The sequence below is a fragment of the Anaerosporobacter faecicola genome (assembly GCF_012070565.1).
Classification (GTDB): Bacteria; Bacillota; Clostridia; order Lachnospirales; family Lachnospiraceae; genus Anaerosporobacter; species Anaerosporobacter faecicola.
Genome location: NZ_JAAQRO010000022.1, coordinates 276,761 through 303,705 on the forward strand (window position 1 = coordinate 276,761; position 26,945 = coordinate 303,705).

Consider the following 26,945-nt stretch of genomic DNA (forward strand, 5'->3'; position numbering starts at 1 on the left):
TACTAACCAAATAATTCCTTAAGATCATAACTAATAAACTCATTTTGACAAGGCAATCCGTAGGATAAATAAAATTTCTGCTCACTTAGTTCAAAAATAACTGTATATACTGTACAAGCATCATTCTTATTTATTGCATGTTTGCATATCTCAAATGTCTTATGTGTATGGTTTGTAAATAATTGTTTCACATGATTCAATTCAATACTGTAGTTGGAATATAATTGCTCATATACTGTTTTTAGTCGCATATTCGATTGTAAATATAAAGCTTTTACTTCTCTAACCTTCAAACGCTGACTGAGTAAATGATTCGTATGTACTAACAAATCCCTCTCTGGATAATGCAGATCGATTCCCTTCGCTGTCAATTCCATATCGATTGCTTTTCCATTCGAATCAGCTATCATAATATTTAATGCAAACGCTATTGGAGACCGTATAACATTACACTGTGCCTCTAACATAGTTTGAGAGTCCAATGCTCGTCTCAATAAAATATGGTATGGTGTACCTTGTACATTCAACTCACTGATTGGTAAATAGTTAAGTAATACTGCTACTCCCTTATTATTAATCCCCATACTTCCAATAATTCCAGCTTCTGTAACTGTAATGAATTGATGACCTTTGCGATCATCGGAATGCAACATAATAATTACCTCTTTCGAGTCTTCAATCCAATCCCAGGTCTGAGCCATATATATTTTATTGTTATCTGTTCGTTCTGTACCTGCATATACACTAGTACATCCTTCCTTCGTTAAAGATGCTTTATTCCAAACTGCATTCATTAACTCCGTTCTTACATTTAAAAAGATAATATCATCTATGCTTAGACCAGCACCGGAGGCAATCCCCTCCATCTCTTTGTATAAATCCCAATCGTATTTACAAATCACTTTACGAAAACGCTTTACATCAACCAATAAACGATCCCAGCTGATTTTTCTCATATAGCAACATAAAGACTTACATATTTCTAAGTTTCTTCTAATCAACTCCGTACATTGACTTCCATGACTATATCCTCTCTCCCAATTATCTCCTGTAACTTTTATATAAGGAATTTTTGTATTCACAATAATAACTCCTTTACAACACTAAGGATTCTACATATTCGATAAAATCACCAATAGTAGGAAAACTAGTCATCAAGAATTTGTCATCCTCAAACTCTATATCAAATTCCGTTTCACATTTGATAATAACGTTAATAAATCCAATTGAATTCATACCGATATCCTGAAAATTTTTCTCTGGGGTAACCATATCTCCTGATAATTCCAAAACCTCGGAAATCATCTTTAAAATATTATCTGAATACTTTGAAACTACGTTCATCTTACTACCTCCTTCTATTTGCCTATCTATAAATCCAAATACATGTTACTCAATGTTAAGATACAGTTCTGGTGGAACTCCTTCATTCTTTAATCGCATATAAAGTCCTAACCTATTCTTCTCAAGTAGATCACTAATTCCTTTTATGTACTCTAAATTCAAATATTTTTCTGTTATACTCTCCGCACATACTTGATCAAACCCTTTTTCCGTCATATCTAATAATTCTCTAAAACATTGTGCATTTGAATGATTAACGCGTTCTAGATACTCCCATGCCCTCTCTTCATTTTCAGCAATTATACGAGTAATCGTATCATTCATTTGTCCAAAACTTCTTTTTAGATAATTAATGATCTTAAATTCTTCTCTGATAATACTTCCGATTTTTTTTGCATAAAAATATACTTTGGAATTTTCATTCTCATGGTATTTATAGTAGAGGAACTTCGAAAGTTTACCAATATCCTCATTAACATAATGATAGGAATAGCAGCCTAAATCCTGTTCCTCGATTAAGAGTCCATCTTTTTTTAGTTTATAGTAAAGGCTTGAAAATTCTGTAATACCACAACGTTCCACAATGTAATATAGTACAGATGCAAATTTGGTTTTCTCAAGAAAATCAATATTTTTTCTCAAGTTTTCAAAAGTTGAATATGGATTAAAATTAATAAATCCAATATCGACTGCGATATCATTTTCCCTAAAGTATTCAATTGCTTTTAGGTTATCTGTAACAGAAGCAGGTTTATTATATAACTTAAGGTCTTCTTCATTCCCTGACTCTGTTCCAAACACAATACCTACAAGTCCAGACTCCTTAATTAGTTTCATTTTTTCTGGATTAAATCGTTTATGTACTTCTGATCTAAAATACGTTTCATAGGTAATATGCAATCCCTCGTCAATGATTAACTGTGCAATATCCCACATTCGATTTGTATTACCTGCTTTGGAATCCTCAAAGCTGTCATCAATAAACCAAAAGCGGTTAACTCCATACTTATTAACAATTTCTTTGACTTCTGCAACTACACTTTGAGGACTTCTTCCCCTCCATCTATTATTCGCTTTCGTCCCCCAGAAATTTTGATGCCAACAAAAGCTACAACTAGCCATACACCCTCTACTTGTAGAGATATATGCATATTTAAGTTTATTATTTAGCAACAAATCTCTTCTTGGAAATGGAAGAGAATCCAAATCTTCAATCAGATCTTGTCTTTTATTCTCAATTATTTCTCCCTTATCATGGTATATTAAGCTACCTACCGTAGATAAACTCGTATTATATTCGATCGCATTGGCTAAATCACGAAATGCTAATTCACCCTCTCCACATATTGCATAATCATATATACTGTATTTTTCTAATAACTTTTTCCCATATAGTGTTGGCCAATATCCGCCAATTGAGATTTTTACATCTGGAAGATTTTCTTTTATTGTTTTACAGGTCTCATATACAACTGTTTCCGTTGTGGAGTACATAGAAACACCAATTAAATCTGGTTTATCCTTATAGATTTTATTAAAATCCAAGTAGGAACGTGTAGAATTGACTAATGCAACATCAAATCCATCTTGTTCTAGAAAAGCTGCAATGGAACACATTCCAATTTCCTCTGTTATAATTGCATTTTTCTCAGTTAACACACTGAGTAGTAATATTTTTGTCTTCTTTTTTATACTCATTTCCCTATCCTTTCTAATGTTATTCCATTTTGTTGTTAACCAATAGATTCTCTCCTTTTCAATAAGCTAACTATTTGGTTAATTGTTTTATGTTCTAATAGATCATCGTAACTTAGATACAAACCTTGTTTTTCCAACTCAATTTGTACTCTTGCCAATGTAAGAGAATCACCACCTACCTGTAGAAATTCATCATCATTGCCAAAATTATCACACTCCAAAACCAAGCCCCATATCTCTCGAATAATACGCGATACCGAATTCATCACTGGTTTATGATTCTTCTCAACCTCCCTATCCCTCATACTGTTTTTTAGCTGCGTTTTATCAACCTTTTTATTCACGGAAAGTGGTAATGCTTTAACCTTTTGGAATATTTTCGGTATCATATATTCTGGTAATCTTAGTTTCAAGAATGCTTTTAATTTATTAATGTCAATATGTTCATTCTCTAAGTAACAAACTAGATATGTTTCACCATATTGATCAAGATAAGGGATAACTGCAGTAAGAGTAACTCCTTCATATTCCAAAATATTCTTCTCTACTTCGTATATCTCTACTCTATTACCATATACATTCACCTGGTTGTCTTTTCTCCCAAAGTACCAAAGACGACCATTCTCATCTGTCATTCCAAGATCTCCTGTCCGATACAGCCTCCCCTTATTCTCTTTATAAGATATAAACTTCTCCCTGGTTAATCGCTCATCTTTCCAATATCCATCCGCCAAACTAACACCACTTATACAGATCTCCCCTTTTTGATAGGAATCGCACACTTGATTACGCTCATTAAGAATACGTACCGTTGTATTCCGTATTGGTTTCCCAATAGGAATGGAGTTCCACATTTCCAGTGATTCTCTCTCTACGATTTGAAAGGTTGCATATATAGCAGACTCCGTCATACCATATATATTGGCATACTTCGTGGTCTTAAAGCTATCATAGAAGCGTCGCACCAAATTAACTCCCACTTGTTCTCCACCATTAAAAACCCATTTCAAGTCCTTTAATGAATCACCTAATTTGTTAACTTCCGCATATTCTACAAATACTTTAAGCATAGATGGCACAAACTGTGTATACGTAATTCGCTGTTGTAGTAGCCACTCAAACATCTTTTTGGGGTCTTTCACATCTTTACTATTTAATATAGATATTGTTGCTCCATTCACCAAAGGCCAGAATATCTCCCAAATCGAATCCGTAAAACTAATTGATGTTTTATGAGCAATAACATCCTGTCCACTAATTTCAAATTGTTTTGTCATCCATCTAAGTGTATTAATAATTGCTTTATGCGATACCATTACACCTTTAGGATTACCAGTGGTACCTGAGGTATAGATAATATAAGCTATATGTGCTGCTGATACTCGATCTCTTTTTCTATAATTATCACTTTTATACGAACGTAACTTCTGTAACGTTATTATCCTTCTATTACACTCCGTTAATTGATAATCAGATAAATTAACAACGATCTTACTTCCTGTATCACTTATAATCTTCTCAACTCTATGTAATGGATAATTCAAATCAACTGGCACATATATAGCTCCGCATTTTAATATGGCAAGTGCTATAGCAATTAGTTCCAAACATCTATCAGCAACTACTACAACAGGTGTACCCGCTACAATACCTTCCTCTATGAATAGATTGGCATAGGATTCCGATATATGATCTAACTCAGAGTACGTAATTGTTCTGTTATAATCCACAACAGCAATCTTATCTCCATTTTGTTTACATTGTTTGATTATTAATTCCTGCAATAATCTATCCTTCATATATTCTCTCGTATGATGTTTATAGAAGTAAAACCATCATAATCCTTTCCTTTACTAACTTAGCTATTAGTCATAATTTATTCATGGTTCTCTTCTTGCAGAAAAAATTCCTTCAACAAGTCGATACCCTCATTATAATATGGCGTCGAAAACGAAAGGCGAATTGTATAATCAAGTCCAAAGTCTGATCCTGGCACTACCGCTACTGATTTTTCTTTTAAGATACGCACTGCTAGGTCAAGACTTGTCCCATAATTGAATTTCTTCATAAACTCTTCGCAATCCAGTGTTATATAAAATCCACCTTCTGAATAAATAGGTCTAATATATGGAATACCACTTAAAACCTTCATTGTGTAATCACGTCTATCCCTATACCTTGATACCAATTCTTCCACTTCACCCTGTTTATCTAAAGCGGCAATGGCACCGTATTGGACAACAGGATCTACTGTTAATAAGGTATGATGCTGAATTACTGTTAATGGTTCAATTAACTCATCTGGAACAATACAATACCCTACTCTTTTACTATACATTCTATACGCTTTGGAAAAAGCATTGGTAGTTATAAATACGGACTTCGTATCCTTTAAGTTCATTACTGATTTATTTGGTTCATCAAAGTACACATTAGAATAGATTTCGTCATTAATAATTACCGCTCTTCCATTCACGAAGCGATCCATTTCATAAAGTTCCTCATCTGTCAAAACATTTCCCAATGGATTACCAGGTGTATTGATTACTACAATTTTCGTCTTATCCGTAAAGTTCTTCTTAAAAGAATCCATATCAATTCTTCTTGTCTCAGTGTCAATCGAATAATACCTTATCGTCGCACCTGTAAGTAATGCCGAAAAGTGATATAAAGAGTAATAAGGTTTTGGAATCAACACTTCATCTCCTGAAGATGTCAAGATTGCAAAAAGATTTCTAAAAATTGCACTCGTACCTGGAGATATAATAAAATTCTTTTCATCAATTTCAACATTGTAATGTTCTTTATAATGTTCCGATAATTTTTTCTTTAATTCAGGTAATCCTGCCGGATATACAAGTGAACTCTTCTTAAAATCTTCAATCGCATTATTCATCTCCTGTATAATATCAGTATGCAATGGTACTTCCGACTTCCCTAAAGTCATTCGAATTACTTTTTTTCCTTCTTCATACTCCATATGGTTTGCCATGTCATCTACAACAAACATTAAAAATTGATTTTCATTGAAGTTAATCTTAGATCTTATATCCATATTCATTCTCCTTACCATTATTTTTCTATCATCTCAAGCAGCTCAATTTTATTCCTTTCTGGGTCCTCATAAAAGATAAGTCTAGAGTCACCGACAACTGGAAAACTTACAGAAAATACACTGCTCAGAGGTTCTAATCCTTTTTTCCTCAGGCGTGTTACTTCCTCATCAAGTGATGGTACGAGTACAGTAAGCGTTGTACCAGTTGCTGATCGATCTACATACTTCTTATCCTCACCCAAATATTCAATTAATTCGAGCATCGTTCCCATAACTGAGGCTTTGAGCAATACAACACGATAGGAATTATACTGCTTATCAGACACAAATCTTACCAACTCTCCTGATACGATCTGGTCATCTACAATTCTCATTCCTAATTTTTCGACATAAAACTGCAACATCTCATCCATCGAATTAACAAATAAATCTATATGTATTATCATTGAGCTACCTCACTACTATTTACTCTCACACTTAAGTTTGGATCTTTTCAACTCAATTGTGTTTAACATTGCCTGCAATGTCTCAAAATTTTCTGGCGACATATCATCTTCACTGAACGAGACACCAAAGTTTTTTTCAATAAAAATAATAACCTTAACAATACTAATCGAGTCAATCATTCCACTATCAATTAATTGCTGACTATCGCTAAACTCCTCCTCACTAAAGAAAATCTCCTTCTTTAAAAACTCTTTAAGTAATTCTTTTTCATTCATGAATCAATTCCACCCTTCTTAACTTTTAAAATTGTTATACTTCATGTGTTGCATGATAATCTCATATACATCTGAGGTTCTCTCTAAAATTATTAGATGCGTTCCGGCCGGAAGACACACATATGCAGAATCTTTTACCTCCGTATGAGCCCACTTGGATTGCATATATGGTGCTACTTGATCACACTCCGCTGCTATAAATAGTGTTGGAACATCGATCGTCTTCAATTTTTCCGTCACATCATGTTTGTAGTACTCCATGCACATCATTAAAAAGTTCACCATTGTCTCTTTTGTAGCAAAAGGAGACAATAAAATATCTCTATGTTCTTCCGGCATTATTTCATATATATATCCCTTGTCTATATCTGAAAATTCCTTTACCGGGTGATTAAACATTCCTTTGTCTATAATCTTCATATAAAAATCCAACATGCGTTCATTGTTCTGTATTAACTCTGCAATTAACTGTATATTCTCACGGAATTTTGAATGATACGGTTCACTCCCTATAAAAGGAGCAAACTCACCCGCTATAAAAATCTGTGACAAGACTTTATCTGGATGTTTTAAACCATATAGAATAGCTGTTTTTGCACCAGAACACCACGACATAATATGAAAATTACGCAATTGTTCCTGTTTTACAATCTGTTCCACATCTTCGATCTGATCCTCTATACCACAATAGGAATCAGGATCTCCATTCTTCTCGTGATGATATAATCCCCTACTTCTCCAATAAATTACATAATAGTTCTGTGATAGCATCTTCACTAATGGATCCCATGCCTGTGTACTCACTCCATAAGCATTGACAATTAAGATCGCTGGACCACTACCAGCCACTTGATAAGTAAGTTTATTCCCCGTTTGCAAACATACTTCTTTTGTAGTCACGCCATTTGATCCATCGGTCCTATCCTCACTTATTAATTGTCTTTCTATTAATTCCTCCAACCTAAGAGTATCTAATTCCACTTTTTTTGTATTACACCTTTTTTCTTGTAAATAAGGTAAGTGATAGGTACAAATCTTATGCAATATATGATCTATATCTGTTAGCATGGTTACATTCTCTGTCAGATCAGCATCAATATTATAGAATTCCTTTAGGATTCTTCTACATACCTCCATTGTGGAATAGCTTGTTCTTGCACATAGATGATAAACCTCCGTCAACTCTCGTTTCTCTTGTTTCTCATATTCTTCTGTTTCTAAGTCGATTATTTTGTTAATGATCTTATTACTGTCAAGAGTATGTATGACACTATCATCACCAAGTAACAGCTGTATCTTGTACTTTTCAAAATAATTAGGCACACGACCTTTTACCCAATTAACAAACTCTTTAATCCGTTTTGCAAGTAAGCCAATATAATCATTCCCACTTACTTGTTGCGTCTGTTTATACAAAATTGGTGTCCGGTAAATCCTCCCTTGAATATCATTATCTTTACATATGTTTAATACATATTCTTCATTTAATTCTTTTGCTTTTAAGAAGATATTGTTCATTCCATCTTCTATATATGCATAGATTGAGCTTAAATAATTAATTCGTATTACCTTAAACTCCTTGCAAAGTCGCTCTATTCTTTTGGCTTCTCTTTCGTTATAAAGTAATGCCTGTAGATTATACGTTTCCGTTTCGGGATAGACGTTATCCATGTACCATACGTATATCTGGAAGTCTTGCTTATCTATCTGTGCAAAGTACTTCTCATCCTTTATACAGATAAATCGATTCAAGCATGTAGACAAGTACTCTCTTTCCTCCACAGATCGAACCGTTTCGATTATCTTATATAGGTATTTTGTATTCTCCTCTGTCCCAAAGTAGTATACGGCAAATGGATACTTTCCACTTACTTTACTGGCTAGTTTTAAACTGAACAGATCATAAATTCCGGTAAATAGTATAATTTCTCTCATATCAGCTCCCCTCTGCTGCCTCTGGCAGCTTTTTGAAACAACGTTGAGCACAGTCAGCTTAAGCTGACAGCAACCTTATGTGCGAGTGCGCATCCCCCGGAGGATTTATATAAATAAAGAAGTGTGAAAGCGTTACTCTTTCACACTTCTCATTTTTAGATTATCATATAATGCTTTGTTATCTTTGAAAACCATCATGAGTTCGTTTATGTTATACTTATATGTATCATCTACTTCCTCTTTTTCATAATCAATTACCTTTTTAAAGATATTTGAGAACTTTAAAAATTCATTGAGAGTTGCTCCTTGAGACATATAGTAGGCAAATGACCAAAGATTAAAAGACAACGATGGCATAAATTGCGAATTCTTAATTGTTTTAATCCCTTCTGCCACAATCTTAGCGGCAGTAGCACTATCCATATCTTTATGTGACCAATCATATCCATATCCCGTTAATTGGTAATACTCTTTCTCTCTTGCAATTGGAACTGCACCCTCAAAAAACCAAGTCTGTAAGTCATAAAAAACTGGTTTTACATCTTCTATAAATTGCAAAGTCTCTTTGGCAGTCTCTATGGTCTCACCAGGAAAACCAATTACACAGGAAGCATAACTTATGATATTATGCTTTCTTAATTGCTCTATACCAAATATAAATTTTTCTCTTGTCACTTGTTTATTCATATTTTTTAGGATTGTATTATTCCCGGATTCTATTCCCAGAATCACTCCCAAGCAACCTGATGCTTCCATTAATTCATATGTCTCTTCATCAGAATGCGATATTCTAAAAAATGAACACCATCTGAAGTTATACTTTTTCTTTATCATTAATCGTAATAGGCTCTTAAATCGGTCCAACGGTATATTCAATGAATCATCAACAAATACAATATATTTAACGCCTAAAGAATATATATAATCCAAATTCTTTTCTACAGAATCCAGTTTCATATACATAGGTTCCCCACCTAGTATTGGATAACGACAAAAGGCACATTCTAACGTACAACTAATTGCAGTTCTTACATATACGGGTGGTAAGATATGATTTTCATAGAATGTGAATTCTTTAATTGGATCAAGATCTAAAGATATATTCTCCGGTACTTTTCTCGTACGCTTTATTTCATTTCCTTCTTTATATAGGATATTAGGTATACTGCTTAAATCAGGTTTTTCTTTTTTTAATTCCTGACATATACGAAATAACGTATCCTCTCCTTGTCTTTCATGAATAAAGATATCCCCACCCATCCGTTGCAACAAGTATTTTTGCTGTTGGTCTCGATACTCAAAATTAATACTGTTAATAAATGGACCACCAATTACAATTGTGACATTCGGATTACTTTTACGAATGAAATCGACTACTTCTCTTATTGGTGCTGATTCAACAATACAGGTAGTTGATACACCAACCAAGAGAGGTTCTGTTGTCGTTAATAGTGATTGTAATTTTTCCTTTCCAAAATTATAATTATTAATAACTTCAACACTGATTCCTCTCTTTATCAGATATTGTCTCAAATAATGAACTGCCATATTAGGCATTCGGTATATAGATAAATCACTCTCCATACCCAAAGACCTACTAATACTTTCTCTTACAAGCTCCGAATATTTTAAGCGCTTTCCATCCACAATGGCTGATCTTGTTAGCATATGTTGATATGCTGCACCTTGCGCTTTGTATGGTTCTATTCTTTTAATGGTTGTCTCCATTTTTTCATCATTAAAACCAATTAATATACAATCGAATGACATTCCTTCTCACCTCAATTTCTTTCTTTATACGTTTTCCTTATTTCTTGTATCTACTACTTTTTGTTTAATAAACTTAAGCGTAGGATTTTTAAAGAACTCTTCAAAGTCAATCTCGGTATTATACTTACTGAATATCTCTGCTAGTAGCGTCATAACCCGTAAACTGTCTCCTCCAAGGGTCATAAAATTATCCGTATCTGTAATCATCTTAATCTTCAGAATTCTTACCATTATTTCCGCTAATTCCCTTTCAATCGCATCCTTAGAATCAATACCATTGGCTCCTTCCTCATGAATTTCCTCCGGCAATGGTAATCGTTTCTTATCAATCTTCATATTTGCAGTAAGTGGCCACTCAGAAAGAGGAATATATTGATTTGGTACCATATATTTTGGAACATAATCCGCTAAAAAATCAGATATGTTTTGCGCATCAAACTTACTATCATCCTTAAGGATTACGTAAGCAATTAGTTTCTTATAACCAGAAGAATCGTTTACAGTAACTAAAGCATCCTTAATGTTATCATTCTTGCACAAATTTGTTGTTATTTCGGCTAATTCAATTCTATGACTTCTAATTTTCACTTGATCGTCACTTCTGCCTACATACCTAATATTTCCATCAGCTAGATAGTATGCTTTATCGCCCGTTTTATATAGGCGAACCTTTTCATTACATGAAGTAAGATTCTCAAAGAAACTACTCTTATTTAACTCCTCTCTGTTATAATAACCTCGGCTAACGCCGTATCCAGATATATATATTTCCCCTACTGTACCAATAGGGACAATGTTTTGTTCCTCATCAAGAATATGTATACAACAGTTATCAATTGCCTTACCAATCACCGGATATTCATGCTCACTTCCGTTTATTAAATAGTAAGTTGAATCAACTGTACACTCTGCTGGTCCATAGACGTTAAAGATATTAATCCTTTTTTCTTTTACTAATTGAGTCCACATGTTACTGGGAATGCTCTCCCCCCCAACCAAAACTACCTCTAACACATCGCTACATTTAATCAAAATGCCCTCATTGATCAGTAATTCTAGTTGTGATGGTGTACAATCAAAAACTGATATTTTATTTTCTAAGATACAATCTATAATTGCTTTTGCTGACTTACGTATTCTCTCTGTTAATATGCATAATGTGTACCCCTTTACAAAACAACCTAGCTGCTGAACCGAAGCATCAAAACCAAATGGTGCATTCTGTGCAACAATATGAGTTTTGTTCTCAGTAAGTTTTGAATATGCAAAATTATTAATATTATTAAATAGATTAAGTACCGATTTATGTTCAACTAATGTTAATTTGGGATATCCTGTTGAACCAGAAGTATATATGCCATAAATCAAATTATAAATCGTTAACCTCTTATCTATGTTATCTGATGAATACTTTTTCAAGTTTTCATTTTCCAAGCATAGTACTTCTCTTCCATCACTTGGAATATCCTGTTCATACTTCTTTTTCGTAATAACCAATTTCATTTTTGTATCGTTAAGCATAAAACGTAATCTACTTTTAGGGAAGCTTCCACTGTGCCCTGGATTCAAAGTATCCTGATCAATTGGAACATAGGCATTTCCCGATTTGATAATACCAAATATAGAAACTATGAATTCGATTGATCGTTCCATATAGATTCCGATTAGATTCTCTGTTCCTTCTATATTTTCATTTATGTAATTTGCTAGTTGGTTTGCTCTCTTGTTTAATTCGTCATAGGTAATTGTCTCTTCCCCACAAATCACAGCAGTTTTATTCGGTGATTTCAATACCTGTTCTTCAAACAATTCATGAAAAGTCTTATCAGGAATCTCGGATTTATTCTCTCTAGAAAAATCTTGGATTTTTTTCTTTTCTTCGTCTCCTATAATAGAGATATCTCTTAGCTTTATATCATTCGGTAGAAGATAATGCCTGCTAATTTCATTAAATCTCTGTTCCAATAGATCTATATAACACTCACATGCATTCACTTTTTCAAAACGACAGGAAACACTAGTCTGGTCTTGTGAGCATACCATACATAAACAATGGCTAAACTTGCTTAATAATTCTTCTAATTGTGATTGCTGTGCCTCCATTAGAAAAATAGCCTGTACATCACTTTGTTTTAAGTCACATATGTCCTCTTCGCATTTTCTCTCTAAGTATTCTTTTACCCTGCAACATAACTCATTAAATGTAATATCATCTTCTAATTTAACTTGAAGTACTCTTTGTTTCTCCTCTTGAATAAGGATTTTATATTCCTCCAAACCATGCATTTTATTTAGCATCAGCACAAATGAACTTAAACAATATATTTTCCATGTTATATTATCTTTCCATAACTTGTTATTAATTTTTTCCATTTCAATTAGTTGTACCAATTTATTTTTATTCATTTAATCTACCTACCCTCTTCATTTTTTCATTAATCACACTAAAAACTAATTCAATCAGTCTTTTTTCATCTAAAACAATTTCATTTAATCGTCCTTCTGCCTCACTTAACTTTTTTTCAATATCGGTTCCACCATATTGATAATTCATCAAATACAGTCGTATTGCTATCCACCCTTTTAGTATGTTATCGATCAACTGATTGACCTCCAAGTGATCCAAAAATAATTTTAACTTTTTCTTTTCTATTGTTTTAGCATTAATAATTTCTGTTATCTCCTCATTTACTACATTGATATCGTTTGATAACGCTCTCCTGTCACTTATAAGTCTGCACAGAACATCCTTCATTTGATCAAGCAATTTTACTTGACCTCGAATGCTCTCCTCATGTTTTAAATAGTTCTCACAAAACAAGGTAAAAGGATTCTTATTTCTATTAACCTGTAGCTGCTTTTGATAGAATGTAATAAGAGTTGCTCCCCTCTTATTGTTCTCATGAAAATAACGAATATATGCATTAGATGCATGAATTGCACTCTCTACTGGGATTATTGTCTTCTTATAATCCAAGCGATTTGTTCTACTATGCTCAAAAATATGAAAAGTTTTTTGTTCATCGTTATATCCATATATCAAAAGGTTATGGTCCAAATGCTCCTTATGATAATAATCTTGTCGAATTGATTCTTCGAAGCAATCGACCATAAGAATAACTGGCTTATCATTTTCCAAAGCATCATAGATTTCACACGGTTCAATCTTTCCTTCCTTTGCGTCATAGTATATATTCATTTTCTCCAACAACTTATTCGTAGGCATCATTGATAAGGTGACAATACCCGTGCTTAATACGCTTTTTGCTACATAATCATATATCTGTAACTCATTTGCAAGTATATAGGAGATATCACCTTTAAAATGATTGATAACAGCAAACAATGAGTTATAGTAACAATCTCGATAAAAAAAATCATTGAAAGGATAAATCTTTTCAATAATTTTCATATGATACTTTAATTTATTTCCTATTATTCTCACTTTTTTACTTCCTTTCAGTTAAGTAATTTACTCAAACTTCCCACATCGAAAACTTTACTTCATGTACGTAGTTGCTATATTCACGAAGTGCCTTTTCCGTCGAATATAACAACCACATACGAGTTCAAAACTTTCAAGTGCGAAGTTTGAGTAAGTTATCCAATTCCTCCTGGGTTATTTCTATGGAATCAAAATCAGTTGTAGTAAAAATCTCTTCCTTCAGCCCAACGCAATGTTCTACGATGTTAATTACGTTATTCTCAAAGCAATGAACAAACTTAGAGATATACTCACTACTAAACATATTTTTATTAAAATGAACATAGACTTTTAATTGGCTATTTATTACAACACCATTTATATCAATTATGTATGGTATTTGATTCTTACCAGATATATTACTATCAAACATCATCTCTTTTAGTTCAAAAAAATCATTTTTATTCTCTTTATACTCCCCTAAGTAATTGAAACAAATCATTTTTTTATCTGGAATTGCCCACTTTTTAATATACCTTAATATAGAGTATTCATAGCCTTTTGAAGTACCTTTTCTTATTTGATCCTTTAATGACTTTATTTGAGTTTGCATGTCACACTCTGGTATCCTCAATTTAATTGGATACCTGTTCGTAAACCAACCGATTGTTCGATTCGTATCTTCACTCTCCAATACATCTCGTCCATGACCTTCTACTACCATAACAAGCTCATTCATTAAACAGGTTTGATTTACTACTTGCATTATAGCAATTAATAATAGTTCATTCGTTTTCGTATGATACGTATCATTTGCACTACCAAGTAATTGATCAGTAATCTCTTTACTAAACAGAATCTCTTGTCTTACTGTATCAGAATACGTTGCGTAATCTTGTTCTACACAAAAAGGATTATCCGCAGCATTCAAAACGAATTTCCAGTAATCCGCATCGATTTTTCGTTTTGTACTCCATTCTTTGTACTTGTTAGCAAATTGAGCATAGGATATCGTCTTCTCCGGTAGTAATAGAGGTTGTCCACTTATCGTTTGCTTAATCATTGTAGATATATCATCTAACAAGATTCTCCATGACACTCCATCCACTACCAAATGATGTGTTGCAATGTACAGATAACATTTATTCGGAGAAACAAGTAGATACGGTTTTATTAAAAGATTCCTCTTTAAATCAAAATCATGTCGTATATTAGATTCAATTACTTCTAATACATTATTGGCACGATCTCCTTCTAAGTTAATTACTTGTACGAAGGACTCCGCATTAAGATGCTCCTTATTATAATATAATTTACCTGTTTGCTTATCATAATTCATACGGAGTATATCATGGTGTCGTAATAATTCATTAAATACCTTATTTATTACATCTAGAGATATCATCTGTCGAATCTCTAATAATACAGATTGGTTATAATGCCCCTCTTCCTCAAAATTCTGTTCAAAGAACCACGAAAGTATTGGCGTATATCGAATCTCTCCATCACATGGTATTTGTTCATATCTTGTCTTTTTTTTCTCTCTGACATAATATACGAGATCATAAAAAAATGGATGGGATAGAATATTCTGGACCGACAATTCATATCCTTGTTTACTAAGTTGAGAAGAAATCTGTATTGCTTTAATGGAATCCCCTCCTACGCTATAAAAGTTATCTTCTAATATAATCTCTTCATGAATAATATCTCTTACTGCATTTAGTAAAACTTCATGCTCCTTTATAGCCTTACGTCTGTCCTTTTCTTTATGTGAACTTAATGGGTTTGGTAGACTGTTAACATCGATTTTCCCATTAATAGTGAGGGGGAATTCATCTAGAGTCGTAATATGATAGGGTACCATATACTCCGGAAGGTATTCTCTCAAGTACTTCTTTAATTCTTGTAGTGAAAATTGTTCGTTAGGTACTACATATGCACTTAACTGTACGCTTTCCCTATTATTAATCGTATTGACAAATACATCTCGAACCATATTACTTGATAATATCCTCTGCTCAATGCCCGATATATTGATTCGATTGCCATTAATTTTGACTTCATTATCTTTTCTTCCGCAAAAGTATATATTCCCTGACTCATCACGATACGCCATATCTCCTGTTTTGAAGATGACTTCACTCTCTCTATAAGGACTTATAAGGAAACGTTCACTTGTCTCTTTATTCGCTTTATAGTACCCCTTCGATACACTATCACCCCCAATATAGATTTCACCAATCGTATTGTTTGGTACTGGCATCATATCTTGATCCAATATGTATATTGTTGTATTCGCTATAGGTCCTCCAATTGATATGGATTCTGATGTATCATTATTATAACGATAGATCATACAACCGATAGTAGCTTCCGTAGGTCCATACTCGTTGTATATACTTACACTATTATTAAACTGTTTATATAAGTGTTCACATACAGCTGTCTTAAAATTCTCTCCGCCCACAATAAATGTATGCAGTTTGGAATTATTCACTTTTACATCCTGAATTAACGTTATATGCGATGGTGTAACCTTCAAGATCGTAACTTTATTATCTTCTATAATTTTGGTAAAAACATTATCTTCTATTGTGTTGTTATAGATTCGAATTTCATTGCCACTTATTAGAGGTAAGAAGATAGAAGTCATTGTAAAATCAAATGAAAAGGAAGAGTACAGTGCGAATACTTCTTTCTCCTGTTTTATATAATTCTCTTTTGCCCACGATAAATAATTGACAAAATTACGATGTGTAATCATTACCCCTTTGGGCTCACCTGTTGATCCAGAGGTATATATAATATAAGCCAAATCAAGTGGTTTACTTCGGTCTATATATTCTTCACTACTTGAAATAGACATTAGCTCTTTGTATGATAGGAATTTCCCCTTGTAATTCGCATCATATTCCTTGGCAATATAATACTTCACCTCTGCATTCTGTAATATTTCATTTACTCTTCCAATTGGATATGTACTGTCAATGGGCAGATAAACACCACCGCATTTCATAATTGCTAGAATTATGGCGATTGATTTAATATCATATTCAGGACGAATCGCTACTACATCCCCACTTTTTATACCAAGTAAAACCATATGATTCGCTATTCTATTTGAAAGTTGGTCTAGTTCCTGATATGTAATTGCCTCATTATCTTTTGAAATTGCTATTTTGTTTGGATTTTGCAATCGTACTTTATTAAATAATGTAACCCAAGTTGTATCCTTTTGTTGAACCTGTTTGGATACCTGTAGACTTTCTAAAAATCTTACTTTATCTTCATCATTTATTAATACCAAGTCTTCTACTTTCAAACCTTCATCAGCAAACAATTGATTCATTATTATAATAAACTGCTGATACATATCTTCTATCTGCTTATCCGAATATACGTCCGTCTGATAATCATAATCAAGCTGCATCTTAATGTCATTCCAATGTCTGATAATTATTTGAAGCGCATACTCTTGTTGACCATTATAGAATTCTATATTTTCAACAGGCACACCACCAATCGTATTGTTAATCCTTGTATTATAGTAATTAACGCATATATTATATAAACTCCCTACCCCACTTTCTGTTAATTTCAAATCTTTATGTAACAGGTTGTAGGGGTAGTATTGATAACGTATAATATTCTTCAAATCCATTGATATATTTTTTAGTACATCTACTAACATCTCTTTCTCATCAACAATAAATCGATATGGCATTGTATTGGTAAATGTTCCAAATGTTTGTCGTTCAACCTTTCCTTTTCTACCAAGTAGAGGAATACCAACTATAAGATCTTTGATACCGAATTTCTTATATGTGTATAATGTGTATACGAAAACAATAAATGTATTAATTGATATATTATGTTCCTTAATATACGCCTCAATCTTTAACTGCATTGCGTCGTCAGGAATAAATGATTTTCTCTTTCCATTCAAACTCGTACCACATGAAGTGGACAGCTCAGGCATCTTATAGTACATCTCATTCCAATATTCCTTTGCCTTATCCATTTTCATTAACTGCGATTCTTCATTCTGTATATAAGTAATGTATGATGGTTTATTCGCTAGTAGTGATTCATCTGATTCATTATAATCCATATTTCCACTAGCGATTTTTTCATACTCATCTGTAATTTGATCTGTCAATAATTTAATTGACCAACCATCAGCTATAATATGATGTAGTTTTATCAAATACCCCATCTGATACTTATTAATTTTGAATACTGAAAAATAATATAAAGGATACCCAATCATTTCAAACGGAGTTTTTGCTTGATACGCATACCATTGCATAAACTTTTCTTCTGCATTCTCATCATCTGAAAAATCGATAAAATCAACAGTACAAGGTTCACTCGCAACATATTGGAATACCTCATTATTTTTTTCTATTAGTCGGAATCGAAGTGCTGGATTACTTCCTATTGTATTTTTTATTGCTTGCTGTAAAATACCTATATTAAGTATTCCATTTATTTTTACAATTCCACCTATATTAAATAATGATGAATTTTCATATTTTTTTTGGGTAAACCATATTCTTTTTTGTGCATTAGACAATGGATGAATATTCATTTTCGATTATCTCCCCTCGTTCTAACTTAATCATTTTATCTGCAAGACTAAAATAACGATCATCATGTGTAATGATAATAACGCCCTTTCCATTCTGCTTTAAAAGTGGTAATAGTTCGGTATAGAAATAATGTCTAAAAGTAGGATCCTGCTCTGCTGCCCACTCATCAAAGAGCATAAAAGGTTTATTATCGAGACAACATACAATATAAGCTAATCTTTTCTTTTGCCCTGTTGATAACTTAAGCGTTTCAAATTCCCCATTTTCACTAATTTTTATTTTTTGATCTAGCATCATCATCTGAAGCAATTCATCTATTTCACTTTTTCTTGCTTGAACATCTACGCCATAAAGTTTCTTAAATAAGTGATAATCGCTAAAAACCGCCGAGAAATAATCATTTAATTCAAATATATTGCTTTTTTTACCATTTATAATTATGTTTCCGCTTTGTTGTGCATACATTCCACTTATTAATTTCCCTAATGTTGATTTTCCACTTCCATTCCCACCTGTGATATAGATAATCTCTCCAGTACTGATATCCATATTAATAGGACCTAATGTAAACTCTACATCTTCTTCCTGTGTATTATCATTTTTCACTTTATAACTGTAAGACACATCTTCTAAACTTATCGTTATATCTTTCCTGTCGAGATTTTCAGCCTCTATATTCTCACACGTATTAATCGGCCTCTCATCCAAATCGGAAAATAGATTACCAATTCGATCTAGGTTAATTTTTACCTGCGTAATAGAAGGAATAAATCCCATTAATACATTAAATGGACCAAGTAAATAAAAAACCATAAATAGCGTCTCACGTAATTCATTTACTTGTATCCCAATAATAAATAGTGGAAAAACAAATACTACAACACCAAATATCGTATTAAACATTAGTGTATTATATATATTAAAATTCAAAAATTTGATATCTGCTTCTGTTGTTAATTCTTTTGATTTCTTTGAGTAATTTTCCATATCTTTATAGAAATCTTTTTTTCTAAATTTACTTAGTATTAATTCTTTAAAACCATATACTAAATCATGCATTTGACCAAAATAGATGTCTTGAATATCCCTATTCTTCTTCCAGAAATTCGATGCAATTTGGCTAGTTATCATGCTTACGCAGAAATTTAATATAATAACACTAATGGAGGCAATAAAAGCAGCCACACTATTTGATAAAAGATATGCGATACAAAAGATAACGGTTAGTAAATTCGATGCAAAACTTACTATAAGTCCTGGGATTTTAGATATCTCACTTATATCGTTATTTAAACCAGAGTAGATTCTTTCAACACCTACTTTTTCTATTGTTTGATAGGAAGAACTTAATATTTTGTTAATCATATTCATTCGTTTTTCATACATCATTTCATTTGCAATTACAATTAATTTTCCTTGTACCAACTTTATCGTATAAACAAAAAAGACGAGAGAAAAGATAAAGTAAAATAATAGTTCTTTGGAATACTCAAGATTCCTATTAAATGATTCATTAATTGTAAATATAATTAAAGCACTTGTAAGTCCATTCAAAATGGATAAGGGGATTAATGCAAAATAGTTCTTTTCATTTTTTTTGGTAAAATAAAATGTCACAAGTACATAAATAAAAAATATTAATCCTGCTACAAATGCAGCTATACTTCCATACATAATATTTTTAGATCCCCATATATTCACTGTCTTCCAAGGTAATCTTGACAAAAGTATATTAGGCAAATAATATATACAAAACCCGAAAAAAACAATTATTGGTATCGCAATTAGTAAGCCTGTAATCTTTCCTTTCTTTAATCGTGCTCTTACTCTTTTTTTCTTAACTATCTCAATTATCGCAATCACTAATAGAACAAAATATAGTACTGCAAATACGAGACAACCAATTAATAAAATTGAAAAGACCGTATCCAAAGTTTGATAACTATCCGCTTTATACTTAATGGTGTCACGCTGATCTAATACATTAAAGAAATTATCTACTACATAGTTTACTGCATTCGAATTTTGATTGGTCAATATACATATACCAATACTTTTTTCATTATCTATTCTAATTAAAGAGGAGTAATTAGGATTCGTACCACCATGTATGATACCTTCCCCCCTAATATGCACACTCCAGCCTGCTGCATAATAATAGTCCCCTAATGAGGGAACTGTACTATCTCCAATATGAGATTTTTCTATTAACTTTTTATATTTATCTGGTATATTCGTCAGCCCCATCTGTATCTGAAGCCAACGTGCCATATCTTTTGCTGAAGATATCACATAACCTGCAGGAGTGTTGCCTCTATATGTAGGTGCTGCATATTCCCTTGCCCCGAAAAATTCCATCTTATAACCCTTCGCGTATTTACCGGTTTCTAATGCCTTATCTTTATCCACATATGTACTCGTTAATCCGAGCGGTAGAAGTATATGTTCTGTTATAAAACTTTCATAACTTTGCCCCGATACGGTTTGAATAATTAATCCTAATATATCGTAATTTATTGTTGCATAGGAATATCTTGTACCAGGATAAAAGTCAAGTTCTATATTATCCAACGCACGAACTGTCTTTTCAAGCATATCTGGCGAAGATCCCTCCGGAATAAGTCCAATTGATTGGAACGGAATTCCTGTAGTCTGATATAAGACATTCCCAATTGTTACTGGTACTTCTCCATCAATTTTCTGTCCTTTATAATTACCTTGGAAGTTAAAGGTAAGCCATGGTATATACTCTTTGATGTTATCTGTTAACTTTAGTTTCCCTTCCTGTTCTAAATACAGAATTCCTAATCCAGTAAATGCTTTGCTCATTGAACCCAGTTCAAAAAGGGTGTCTTGGTTAACACAGATTTCCCTTGCTTTATCCGCATAGCCATAAGATTTAAGTTGTATACCGTTTGAGGTTACAATCGCAACTGAAGCTCCCGGCGTATCTGACTTGTTAAGAGCCTTTTCAACTAAACGATCTAGATCTGTATATTCTGTAATATCAAGTTCATTTGACTCTGCTATGACACTTGATACAGGCATTAGCAAAGTAATTGTAATAAGCAATATTAATAATTTTTTCAAAGATTCTATTCTCCTCTCAATTATTCCATGTTAATCTTAATTAATTATTCAAACACTCCTTGTTTTGTACCATATTCATAAAATAATTATAGATATCAATTTCTTTTAAATATGTAAACGTAATATCATTTTCCTGATAACTTAAAGCTAATGTATAATTGCATAACTGAATTGAGCTAAATAAAAATTTTTTTCGTTTTTTATCATGCTTTAAACGAATTTCCTTATCAATAACAAATTCAAATGCGTTAAATGGTATTTTTAATCCCTTTCCCAATGCTTTTACATAACTTTCTTTTAAGGTCCATAGATTATAAAATGCACAAATTCTATCATCTTCTGTACGAAATGAATCTATATACTGATACTCATTCTGCGTAAATATATTTTTTGCTATGGAGATATCTATCTTCGTATTCCTCTCAATATCAACTCCGATTTTATATCTACTTGTTGCAATTACTACATATGATCCCGAATGAGAAATATTAAAATGAAAATTTCTCTGATTTGCGATATATGGTTTTCCATATGGATTATAACTTATATTAACTTTCTCTCTGCTCATTCCTAGCTTATTCGATAATTCCATGATTATTAGCAGTTCCGACATAAGACTTCTTTTTTTGTCTGCTTCTTTCACATATTTAAGAATACGATTTCGCCTTTCATACGATACATATTTTAGATAATCATATTGAAATGGTAAATTATCCGATAATTTAACAACTACAACTTCAATCATAATCCTCCTTACTCATAAAGATTTGTCCCTTATTATTCGACATCCGAGTAAAACTTTTTATTAATTTGCATCAAATCAAAAAAAGTAGACTAACGTAAAACAATCTAACTTAGTTTTCTTATAATATTAATCCCTAAATCAACTAATACAGATTGATTATTAACTATAAATTCAACTTTAACCCTGCCCTTCCGTCTATCGATTCTTCTAATTATTCCTTCTTGTCCCAATAAGGGGCCTGCACATATACTAATTTTGTCATCAACTACATATGCCAATGACAGATTAATTAATCCCTTATGATCTGCCATGAATAAAATCCTACTAATTTCCTCTAACTGAATTTCATAAAAAAAATCTTTCTCTTTGAGAAATTTAATTATGTGTGGAGAACCCTTTGCTCTTTTATAAAACTGAGTAATACTGTCAGTCTCAATAAAAACATAGCCAGGAAACATTAGCTTTATTACTTCATATCGGATTCCTTGTTTCCGTTCGTAGATTTTTCTTTTGGGAACAAGTAATCGATACGTAATATCTTGTAACATATATTCCCTTACTTTATCTAAATAACGACATACATCATCTTCATAACCTGTCTGTACAAATAAAGCATACCAGCTCATTATTGTTCCTCCAATAATTACTCAATTCAATGAAAAGCGTGCTTCGCCATTACGATACATATTCTGTTCGTACTACTTTTAACTATTCATTTACATCTTCAAATAAACACGCCGAAACGGAATTTATTCTTATACCTAATACTACACTTTTCCTTATTACATTAAACATACTATCGTTCTAATTCACTAGATTTATTGGTATTGCAAATATAAATATATAATAATTGGGTTAACATATCTTAACTTTTCGTATTCATCTCATACATAAGTTTTAGCATTTGTGATACTGTTTTTAACTGTGAATCATTAAATAATTTCAATATTTCTAATACCTCTTGACTATATTCTTCTTTATTATCCCCGCTTAAAATATACTCACTCGATACACATAAGGCTTTTGTAATTCTATGCAAAGTATCCGCTGAAAATCCTTTTTGTCCAGTTTCGATTTCATATAAAAATTTAGGTGAAATATCTGCTAATTCTGCCAAATCCTCACGTGTGTACCTATTAATCTCACGTAAATTTCTAATTCTAGCACCTGCATTGTTATAAAAACTGCTCATTCGTAATCCCCCTTACTCCGCTTATGTAGCTAATTAAATAATTAGTGGTTGAAGTTTTTAATAATTCTTGTTAAATTTAATAATAAAAATTCCACACTGATTAATCTGTATTTTAGTTTTATTACTAATACACACTAATAGGATAATCACCATGGATAACCCAAAAAATTATATAAATATACACTAACACCAACATATAATTTAGAAGAATTTTATTTATGCAATTTTATCTAAAAAAATACATAGTATCTTTTGTACTACCAATCAAACTATATGCCTTATTTCTATCATATAATTCAATCAGTCATGGATACCTTTCCCTATAGGATTATTTGTTCAGGTACTATACTAATTTTATCTTCTGGACTTCATATAATCTATTTTAATTTTTTTTTTGCTATTTAAAACCTTTTATAGCTCCATTAATATACACTTATAGGGATAAGTTAGCATTTTTATGTTTTTATTTCCATTTTTGGTAATAAATTTTACTTTTTTCGATTTAATATTGGACCTATTGGATCTGAATGGTGAATTAAAGGTGACTATTTTCAGCCTTACCATACTTATAATTTATAAAATGTCAAAGGAGCAGATGCATATCGCATCTGCTCCTTATTCTTTACTTCGTTCTATTCTGTGGTATATAAAATGATTGCAACACTTAATATTCCATGATTCTGCTTTAAAAACTATCTAACTTCTCCAATAAATCCTTCAAAATATTACATTCCAATTTCTTAATTAACGTAATATTTTGTTTTAATTTCTCTATATAAACTAAGCTCTCATTACTCCAGTATTTAATTGCTATTCCATGTGATTTGCTTGCTATCTGTTCTACTTGTTTATAGGCATTTATCAAATTACTTATATCTACAAATCGATTATTGATAAACTCCATTCTCATCATCATTAATTTTTTATGTTCCATAAGTAATCTAAAAATATGATTGTCTAAGTATATGTCCTTTTTTTTGTTGTCCGATTTATTATTCTCTTCTACTAAGGTTAAATGTTGTAGTACCTTGTCATATACTTCTATTCCATAAACTCGATCACACCGTGGTTCATCAAAACGATTATATGTTTCATACGAATTTTGTCCACTTAAATATTCACTTAGCAGATGTTTAACTAATTTCATGTTGAATTTGTATTGGTAAGGCTTATACTTTAATAATCTTATATTATCTGCCCATGTATTTACAACATCATTCATAGATTCACTATAAAATGCCTTTTCAAAAGTAGTATACGAGCATGTACTTTGCGCATATGTAAATTTATTATTATAACCTAATATATAATATACTCTCTCAATATCATCATACCCATAAACAAACATGTCATGGACTAAATGTAGGTTTTGATAGGGTAATCTATCCGGAATATAATAATCATCTGCCTCACAGTATATGTAGTACCCTTGATCTATGTAAAATTTAATAAAATCATGTATCTTAAGTCCTGATTCAACAAATGTACTCCTTAATATAATTTGCTTATACAAGAAAGGAGATTCCCATGCCTGTGGTCCGTAGAACTCTAAGAATACACTTTTTGCCTTAATAATATCCTTATTGGCATTAAGCTGAATATAGTTAGATATTAACCATTCAAAATATGTATCTCCGTGAGCTGATAAAATGGATAATGGATTTGCATCATATAGAAATGTAATTATTGGTGATTCTCCTAACGGTAATACGTTTTTCATACACATTATAATATCCTCCTTGTCTAAGTTTCCTAATTTCCAATGCTAACAATTCCTTTATCTCTATCTTAGCATATATAAACTACTGGCAAACCATCAGTAGGTATAATTACTAATACAAAAGGGTATGTCATATACATTTTTTTATCAATAATCTGAAAAGGTTGAATAATAATCTCTTTCTCCTCAACAATTTAATGAGAACTTATAATAGCAATAACCAAAAAGAAGACTTATTAATTGATTACCTGTAGGAATTAGGTAATCAGTTTTAAGTCTTCTTTTTCTCATTATTTAACTTTTTAGCATAAATATTTCATTACACTATTACTATCCTTAAATTATTCCACCGCCTTAAATGCTTCCTCTAAATCTTCGATGATATCCAATACATTCTCCGTACCAATGGATAAACGAATGGTATTTGGCTTAATTCCCTGATCATCTAACTCTTCTTTCGTTAATTGGGAATGAGTCGTAGATGCTGGATGGATTACTAACGACTTAACATCTGCAACATTGGCTAACAAAGAGAACAACTCTAGATTATCAATAAACTTTTTCGCCTTTTTATCATCACCCTTAATTTCAAAGGTGAATATAGAACCACCACCATTAGGGAAATACTTTTGATACAACTCTTTTTGTTTTGGATCTTTGCTAAGAGATGGATGATTCACTTTTTCTACTTGTGGGTGATTGTTGAGATATTCCAATATTTTTTTCGTATTTTCCGTATGACGTTCTACTCGCAAGGATAATGTCTCAAGACCTTGCAAGAAGAAAAACGCATGAAATGGTGATAAGGTAGCTCCCATGTCACGTAATAAGATTGCACGAATCTTTGTAACAAACGCTGCTGCTCCTACAGCCTTTGTAAAACTTATACCATGGTAACTTGGATTTGGTTTTGTTAATGACTCAAATTTCCCAGATGCTTCCCAATCAAATTTTCCGCTGTCTATAATAACACCACCAATGGTAGTTCCATGTCCCCCAATGAATTTTGTTGCAGAGTGTACAACAATATCTGCACCATACTCAATTGGTCGAACAAGATAAGGTGTCGCAAATGTATTATCTACCACTAATGGGATCTGATTCTTATGGGCAATCTTTGCTACTTCTTCAAGATCGATCACATCGGAATTAGGATTTCCTAACGTCTCAATAAAGATTGCTTTCGTATTAGGCTGAATCGCTGCTTGAAACGCACCTTCTTCATGAGGGTCTACAAATGTTGTTGTGATTCCATATTGAGGAAGGGTATGTTCCAACAGATTATAACTTCCTCCATAGATGTTCTTGGAAGCCACGATATGATCTCCCTGTTGCGCAAGGTTTTGAATGGTATATGTAATTGCTGCAGCTCCAGATGCCACCGCTAATGCTGCAACTCCGCCTTCCAATGCTGCAATTCTTTTTTCGAATACATCTTCTGTTGGATTTGTTAATCTTCCATATATATTACCTGCATCTGCTAAACCAAAACGTGCTTCTGCATGGTCTGAATTACGAAAAACATATGATGAGGTCTGGTAAATAGGTACTGCTCTTGCATCTGTAACAGGATCTGGAGTTTCCTGTCCAATATGTAATTGTAATGTTTCAAAACGGAAATTACGTTGCTCTCTTGTTTTTTTACTCATACTATC

At 32.3% G+C, this 26,945-nt stretch carries 18 protein-coding genes; all 18 read right to left on the reverse strand.

Translation table 11 applies throughout. From position 1 onward, the window contains the following. Positions 1 to 2: 2 nt before the first annotated feature. The 18 genes from HBB17_RS09375 to HBB17_RS09460 all read right to left on the reverse strand — a co-directional run bounded on the left by HBB17_RS09375 (position 3) and on the right by HBB17_RS09460 (position 26,939). Positions 3 to 1,082 carry a C45 family autoproteolytic acyltransferase/hydolase gene (locus HBB17_RS09375; RefSeq protein ID WP_167957213.1) on the reverse strand — a complete coding sequence of 360 codons (1,080 nt, stop codon included), beginning with the start codon at positions 1,080 to 1,082 and terminating at the stop codon, positions 3 to 5. A gap of 13 nt (positions 1,083 to 1,095) precedes the next feature. Then, positions 1,096 to 1,344, reverse strand: coding sequence for an acyl carrier protein (locus HBB17_RS09380; protein ID WP_167957214.1), 249 nt, complete (start codon positions 1,342 to 1,344; stop codon positions 1,096 to 1,098). A 45-nt stretch (positions 1,345 to 1,389) separates the two neighbouring features. Beyond that, a complete protein-coding gene (locus tag HBB17_RS09385) occupies positions 1,390 to 3,042 on the reverse strand; it encodes a B12-binding domain-containing radical SAM protein (protein WP_238483713.1) in 1,653 nt (550 codons plus the stop codon). A 35-nt stretch (positions 3,043 to 3,077) separates the two neighbouring features. Next, positions 3,078 to 4,841 carry a non-ribosomal peptide synthetase gene (locus HBB17_RS09390; RefSeq protein WP_167957215.1) on the reverse strand — a complete coding sequence of 588 codons (1,764 nt, stop codon included), beginning with the start codon at positions 4,839 to 4,841 and terminating at the stop codon, positions 3,078 to 3,080. 77 nt (positions 4,842 to 4,918) lie between these two features. After that, positions 4,919 to 6,097, reverse strand: coding sequence for a pyridoxal phosphate-dependent aminotransferase (locus HBB17_RS09395; protein ID WP_167957216.1), 1,179 nt, complete (start codon positions 6,095 to 6,097; stop codon positions 4,919 to 4,921). A gap of 17 nt (positions 6,098 to 6,114) precedes the next feature. Next, entirely contained in the window at positions 6,115 to 6,543 is a 429-nt protein-coding gene (locus HBB17_RS09400; RefSeq protein WP_167957217.1) for a VOC family protein, read from the reverse strand. Between the two features lie 15 nt (positions 6,544 to 6,558). Further along, on the reverse strand, positions 6,559 to 6,819 hold the full coding sequence (locus tag HBB17_RS09405) for an acyl carrier protein (protein WP_167957218.1): 261 nt from the start codon (positions 6,817 to 6,819) through the stop codon (positions 6,559 to 6,561). 18 nt (positions 6,820 to 6,837) lie between these two features. Then, positions 6,838 to 8,754: an alpha/beta fold hydrolase gene (locus HBB17_RS09410; RefSeq protein ID WP_167957219.1), complete on the reverse strand. Its 1,917-nt coding sequence runs from the start codon at positions 8,752 to 8,754 to the stop codon at positions 6,838 to 6,840. Between the two features lie 132 nt (positions 8,755 to 8,886). Then, entirely contained in the window at positions 8,887 to 10,524 is a 1,638-nt protein-coding gene (locus tag HBB17_RS09415; protein WP_167957220.1) for a PhpK family radical SAM P-methyltransferase, read from the reverse strand. Positions 10,525 to 10,548: 24 nt separating this feature from the next. After that, on the reverse strand, positions 10,549 to 12,930 hold the full coding sequence (locus HBB17_RS09420; RefSeq protein ID WP_167957221.1) for a non-ribosomal peptide synthetase: 2,382 nt from the start codon (positions 12,928 to 12,930) through the stop codon (positions 10,549 to 10,551). Beyond that, a complete protein-coding gene (locus HBB17_RS09425; RefSeq protein WP_167957222.1) occupies positions 12,923 to 13,936 on the reverse strand; it encodes a BtrH N-terminal domain-containing protein in 1,014 nt (337 codons plus the stop codon). The genes HBB17_RS09420 and HBB17_RS09425 overlap by 8 nt, the downstream gene beginning before the upstream one ends. A 166-nt stretch (positions 13,937 to 14,102) precedes the next feature. Then, a complete protein-coding gene (locus HBB17_RS09430) occupies positions 14,103 to 18,542 on the reverse strand; it encodes a non-ribosomal peptide synthetase (protein WP_167957223.1) in 4,440 nt (1,479 codons plus the stop codon). Then, complete coding sequence (locus HBB17_RS09435; protein WP_167957224.1) at positions 18,520 to 21,633, reverse strand: cyclic peptide export ABC transporter; 3,114 nt, start codon at positions 21,631 to 21,633, stop codon at positions 18,520 to 18,522. Before HBB17_RS09435 ends, HBB17_RS09430 begins: the two co-directional genes overlap by 23 nt. Positions 21,634 to 21,673: 40 nt before the next feature. After that, entirely contained in the window at positions 21,674 to 22,378 is a 705-nt protein-coding gene (locus tag HBB17_RS09440; protein ID WP_167957225.1) for a 4'-phosphopantetheinyl transferase family protein, read from the reverse strand. A 104-nt stretch (positions 22,379 to 22,482) separates the two neighbouring features. After that, the gene (gene loaP / locus HBB17_RS09445) at positions 22,483 to 23,004 is read right to left on the reverse strand and encodes an antiterminator LoaP (RefSeq protein WP_167957226.1); all 522 of its coding nucleotides are present in this window, start codon (positions 23,002 to 23,004) and stop codon (positions 22,483 to 22,485) included. A gap of 239 nt (positions 23,005 to 23,243) precedes the next feature. After that, positions 23,244 to 23,570, reverse strand: coding sequence for a helix-turn-helix domain-containing protein (locus HBB17_RS09450; RefSeq protein ID WP_167957227.1), 327 nt, complete (start codon positions 23,568 to 23,570; stop codon positions 23,244 to 23,246). Positions 23,571 to 24,255: 685 nt separating this feature from the next. After that, a complete protein-coding gene (locus tag HBB17_RS09455; RefSeq protein WP_167957228.1) occupies positions 24,256 to 25,290 on the reverse strand; it encodes a BtrH N-terminal domain-containing protein in 1,035 nt (344 codons plus the stop codon). Between the two features lie 341 nt (positions 25,291 to 25,631). Beyond that, a complete protein-coding gene (locus HBB17_RS09460) occupies positions 25,632 to 26,939 on the reverse strand; it encodes an O-acetylhomoserine aminocarboxypropyltransferase/cysteine synthase family protein (RefSeq protein ID WP_167957229.1) in 1,308 nt (435 codons plus the stop codon). Positions 26,940 to 26,945: the final 6 nt, after the last annotated feature.